Source organism: Haladaptatus sp. (assembly GCF_049589095.1).
GTDB lineage: Archaea > Halobacteriota > Halobacteria > Halobacteriales > Haladaptataceae > Haladaptatus.
On record NZ_JBAWAC010000037.1, the window covers coordinates 1 to 4,964 of the forward strand.

The following is a 4,964-nucleotide window of genomic DNA, read 5'->3' on the forward strand; positions in this document are numbered from 1 at the left end:
CCGCGTCGCCGTGTCCGTACGCCACCGCCGCGTCGGCGTACAGCAGGCTGTAGATCATCACGTTCTCCGGGACGCTCTCGAACTCGACCTCGCCGACCGGCGACATCGTCACCGAGTACGGCCCGTCCTCGCCACCTTGGTCCGTCGTCTCGCTCGCCTCGCTCGTCCCGCTCGTTCCGTCCGTGGAACTCGTCTCTCCGGTCAAGGTGTCCCCCGACGTCTGTTCGCCTCCGCTGCTCGAACAGCCCGCTAGCATGCCGCCGGTGACGACTGCACCGCCGTATTTCAGGTACTGCCTTCGTGTCGGTACGCCGACCCTACTTCCATTGCTGTCTGTCATGTTCAAAACGCTCCGTTGACGATGTCCGCGACGCGTTGCCGGTCGAACAGTTGCTCATCGTTCGTTATCTCGCCGAACGTATCTGGATACAGTTGTTTCGCCGCGCGCTCGGTCAGGAAGAGGTTCTGAATCGGTCCCTGAAACAGGTAGCCACCGCGATAGACCCGCCCGTTCTTCACGGCGGTTAGTTTGCTCGCGACGGGGTGGTTCCGCATGAATTCGAGGACCGTGTTCCGGAATTCGGTCGCTGACTGGCGCTCGTGAGCGCGCAGCAGTATCACGTCGGGGTCGATTTCGAGCATCGTCTCGTAGTCGATCCGCCCGCGTTCGGTAGTGCTGATGCCATCGATTCCGCTGCTGGCGAGCGCGTCGCTGACGCCGAGATCGTGCCACTGCTTCTTGCTGGTTCCCTTGTCGTTGAGCCGATACGGCGAGAACTTCACTGGCTCGTTGCTCCCTTCGTACACGAGCAACACGTTCGGACGCTCGTCGGCCGATGGGAGTTTGGCTTGAATATCGGCGATGAACTCGTCGTGGAGCTTTTCGAACGCCTCGTACCGTTCCCGTTCCTGGAAGAGTTCGGCTATCTTTTCGAACGCCTCGTAGAGTGCGTAGTACCGATAGTCGTGCCACTCGTCCTCGCGGCGGAAAATCACGTTCCCGACGAACGGCCCGACCTTCGTCGTGATCTCCTCGACGTCCTTCTCGCTCCAGTCGAACCAGTTGACGAGCATCTCCGGGTCCATGACGTGCACGTCGTTGTCGAGTTCGTAGAACAGTTCTTTGGACATCCCGGCTTTGCCGAAATCGTTCTTTTCGAGCGTCTTTCGGTCGACGCTCACGCCGGGCAGTTCGTCGTAGACGCCGGTGTAGTACCGGTCCGGACTACCGATACCCGTCATCCCATCGGCCTTCCCCAGCGCGACGCCCATGTCCGCATAGCCGCCGTCGTATGCGACCCATCGACCGGGTACCGACTCGAACGTGACCTTCCCGGTCGGTGCCATCGAAACCGAATAGGACCCGTCTTCCGTCTCCGTCGACCCGTCGGACGACTTCGATGTGGTCGTCGTCCGTGCCGTCGATGATGTTTCCGTTTTGTTTGCACATCCCGCCAACAACCCGCCGCCGATGACGACACCACCGTACTTGACGTAGTCGCGCCGTGTCGGCATTTCGTGGCTTCCACCGTCTCTTACCATTGTTTTAGGCTAGCCTAATAACTGATAACTACTTCGATTTTTAGGCTAGCCTAAAAGACGTAGTGAAAGAAACGTCACCCCGCTCGTCCGTCGCTTCCCTCGGTTCCACGTTCGTCCCTGATTTCGCGGGCGGCTTCGAGGATGAGTTCGTCGTCGATGTGTTCGAGGAGGGTTTCGTGTCCCTGCCGACGCCGCCGTTCGATTTCCTCGTCGGGCAGATACGCCTCGAACCGCCGGTCGATTTCCCGCTCGCGGAGTTCGGTTCGCCCGTCCTCGTCGAGGTCGTAGTCGTCGGGAACCTGCTCGGCGAACCATTCACGCCATCGGTCACGGTCGCTCCACTCGCCGGTTCTCCCCGCCTCGCGTCGTATCCAATCGTACCGGCTTGCGATCGTTTCGGGGTAGCCGCGTTCCTCCCGAACGTCTTCGAGGAGCGTGATACCGACGCGTGCACCGCGTCCGGCGGCCATGAGCGTCTGTCGATCCGCCGCCTCCGCGGGTGCCGCGACGTACAAGCCATCGATTTGCGTCGTCCCGTCGTCCTCGGCGTACGACCTGTCGAATTTTTCGTACTCGTCGCCGTCGTACTCGTACGTCTCGAACATCGACCCGTCGTCCAGCGATGAGAGATACTCGCCGCCGTAGCGGGTTGCGGCGACCACCCGATCCGTTGTGACCCGGCGTCCCTCTTGCGTTTCGACGACGAACCCGTCTTCCCCTTCCTCGACTACCTCCACCGATTCGACCAAATCGGATACGAGTTCACAGCCCGCTTTCTCGACGTGGTCGTGCATCAGCTCGTAGAACGTTTGGATGTCGATACCCGCCGGAAACCCGAGGTAGTTCTCCAGATGGCCACATCGTCGGAGCGAGGACTTGCCCCGGTCGAACACCACGACGTCGAGTCCGTATCGTGCGGCGAACACGCTGACGGCACTGCCCGTCGGGCCACCGCCGACGACGACGATGTCGTAGCCGTCCTCGGTCGCCGTCATCGATGATCACCGTATCGGGCCCTCTGCCGTCCCATCCGTGAGATCTCGTCGTTTCTCCCGTTTCGAGCCATGCTTTTAGGCTCGCCTAAAACAGTAAAGCGTTTTCGGATTCCAAGATGTCCCTCGTTCTGCTCACCGAGGCATCCCACAACCGGGACACAACGGTGGCCCCGCGTCCGGGAGTGCGAGTCCACAGTTCGGGCACACGTTCTCCTCGTCGGGCGACGTGAGTTCGTTGAGGGCCGCCTCGGTCGTCCTGCGGACCCCATCGAGCGTCCCGATTTCGCCGTTCGGTTCGTCGACCGCCTCGTGGTCATCGATCGAATCGAGCGCGAACGCCGCTCTCTCGCGGACGAACCGGAGTTCGTCCGCGCATCGATCCTCCAACAGCGAGGTCGCTTCCGGCGAAACCGACCCCTCCTCCGTGCGTGTGAGCAACCCCAGCGCTTCGGCGGCCCGCCCCTGAACGTGGTCGCATTCGTCGTCCAACCGCGTCGTGAGCGCGTCGGTCGCTTCCCCGATTTTTTCGGGGTTCGCACAGCCGACAGCCACCAGCGCCGTGCAGAGATGGTAGCGGACGAGTTCGTCGTCGTCATCGAGGTGGTCGGTGAGTTTCGAGACGCGATGGGCGAGCCGATTCGGATCGCCGAGCGAGACGTGTTCGAGCGCTTTCGCCAGCTTCCGTTTTACTTCCGGCTCGTCGAACGACAGCCCGATCTGTAGATCGGCCATCAGCTCCGGCGACGTGACCGAATCCGGGTGGTCGAGGGCGACGTAACCGAGCGCCTCGGCCGAGCGAGCGCGAACGTAGTAGAACTCCTCGTCGTCCGCGAGCCGTTCGGCGAGCGCTGGCGCGACCAGCGCAACGGCGTCGGGTTCGTGTTTCGCGACGGCGACGAACGTCTTCGCCGTCGTCAACCGAACCGACCGTTCCGCGTCCGTGAGGAATCGAACGAGTGCCGGGACGACCGGTGCTAGCGCGTCGGGCGTCTCCTCGCCGACGCGTTGGAGTTCCTGTGACAGCCCTCTTCGGTCGTCGGCCGGTGCCGTTTCGAACCGCCTCAGGCAGGCAGTCACGTCGTCGTATGCCCGTGCGTCGAGCAGTTCGCTCACCTCCTCGACGGTCGGTGGCTGGGATACGTCGTCCATTTTCTCCGTGTTACCTGTAGCGTCTCACGGCGACACTAAAAACACGCGGGACGATGGTTCGGTCCGAATCCGATCGATTCCGACTACTCCAACATCGCGACGCTCCGTTCGACCGCCTCCCGCTTCCCGATGAGCGTCAGCACGTCGCCCTCTCGAACCCGCAGGGTCGGTTTCGGGACGATGAATTCGTCGCGGCGGACGAGCGCGATGACGGCGTCGTCCTCTAGTTCGATGTGTTGTATCTGTTCGCCGACGGCCGACTCCGACTTGACGACGACCTCCGCGATTTCGTTCTCGTCGCCGACCGCCGACAGCCACTCGTAGAAGTTCGGCCGGAGGATCAGATCGTCCATCATGTCCACCGTCGCCGTGACCGGCGTCACCGGTTGAACGCCGAGGTCGGAAAAAGCGTCCGCGTTCTCGGGTTTGTTCACCTGCGCGATGAGTCGCTCGATGCCGAACCGCGTCCGCGCCGTTTGGCAGGCGAGGATGTTCTGGTCGTCGTCGCTCGTCGCGGCGATGACCATCTTCGCGCGGTCGCCCCCCGCCTCTTCGAGTACGGTTGCGTCCGTTCCGTTGCCGCGAACCACCGAGTACCCCTCCGACCGCAACTCGGTGATGACCGCATCGTCGCGTTCGATGATGATGGCGTTTTCGCCGCGTTTGTCCAACCTGTCCGCCAGCGTCCGTCCGATTCGGCTCCCGCCGATGATGAGTACGGTCATGGGTATGATGTCGAGTGCTTTTGCCGCGAGCGGCGCGCCGCCCGCCTCCACGACGACGGTCACCAAAATCACGAGGAAGACGACGTGAACGACGCTCGTCGCGTTCGGCACCCCCGCGTTGGCGAGTTGTAGGGAGAACAGCGTCGCGGTCGAAGCGGGGATGATCCCGCGCGGGCCGACGGCGGCGATGAACGTGCGTTCGTTCCACGTGAACTGCGTCCCAGTCGTCGAGAGAAACACTGCCAAGGGTCGGATCACGATCATCGTCAAAATCACGACGATGAGACCGCCCACCCCGAGCGTGAGGAGGTGCCGGAAGTCCAGCAGCGACGCGAGGATGATGTACACCACGCTCAACACGATGGTCGTGATATCGCCGCTGAATCCCGCTATCTCCCGCTCGAACGGGATATCCACGGTGCCCAGAATCAGGCCCGCGACCGCCACGGTCACGATACCTGCTTCCGATGCTAACGCGTCCGCGATGGCGTAGGAGATCAGTGCCGTCCCGATGACGGTGATCCGCGAGTTCTGTGGCGACAGGCTCAGGTAT

4 protein-coding genes and 1 pseudogene are annotated in these 4,964 nt (G+C 62.4%); all 5 read right to left on the reverse strand.

Annotated features, from left to right (window positions below; all coding sequences use genetic code 11):
• Window positions 1-340 (reverse strand): annotated as a pseudogene (locus WBV42_RS01235) (ABC transporter substrate-binding protein); the annotation flags it as partial.
• Between the two features lie 2 nt (window positions 341-342).
• Window positions 343-1,542 carry an ABC transporter substrate-binding protein gene (locus tag WBV42_RS01240; protein ID WP_423984427.1) on the reverse strand — a complete coding sequence of 400 codons (1,200 nt, stop codon included), beginning with the start codon at window positions 1,540-1,542 and terminating at the stop codon, window positions 343-345.
• A 74-nt stretch (window positions 1,543-1,616) separates the two neighbouring features.
• Window positions 1,617-2,537, reverse strand: a complete 921-nt coding sequence (locus WBV42_RS01245) for an FAD-dependent oxidoreductase (protein WP_423984428.1) — start codon at window positions 2,535-2,537, stop codon at window positions 1,617-1,619.
• Window positions 2,538-2,669: 132 nt separating this feature from the next.
• A complete protein-coding gene (locus WBV42_RS01250) occupies window positions 2,670-3,686 on the reverse strand; it encodes a HEAT repeat domain-containing protein (protein ID WP_423984429.1) in 1,017 nt (338 codons plus the stop codon).
• An 83-nt stretch (window positions 3,687-3,769) separates the two neighbouring features.
• Window positions 3,770-4,964, reverse strand: a 1,195-nt coding sequence (locus tag WBV42_RS01255) for a potassium channel family protein (RefSeq protein WP_423984430.1), incomplete at its 5' end; no start/stop codon positions are given.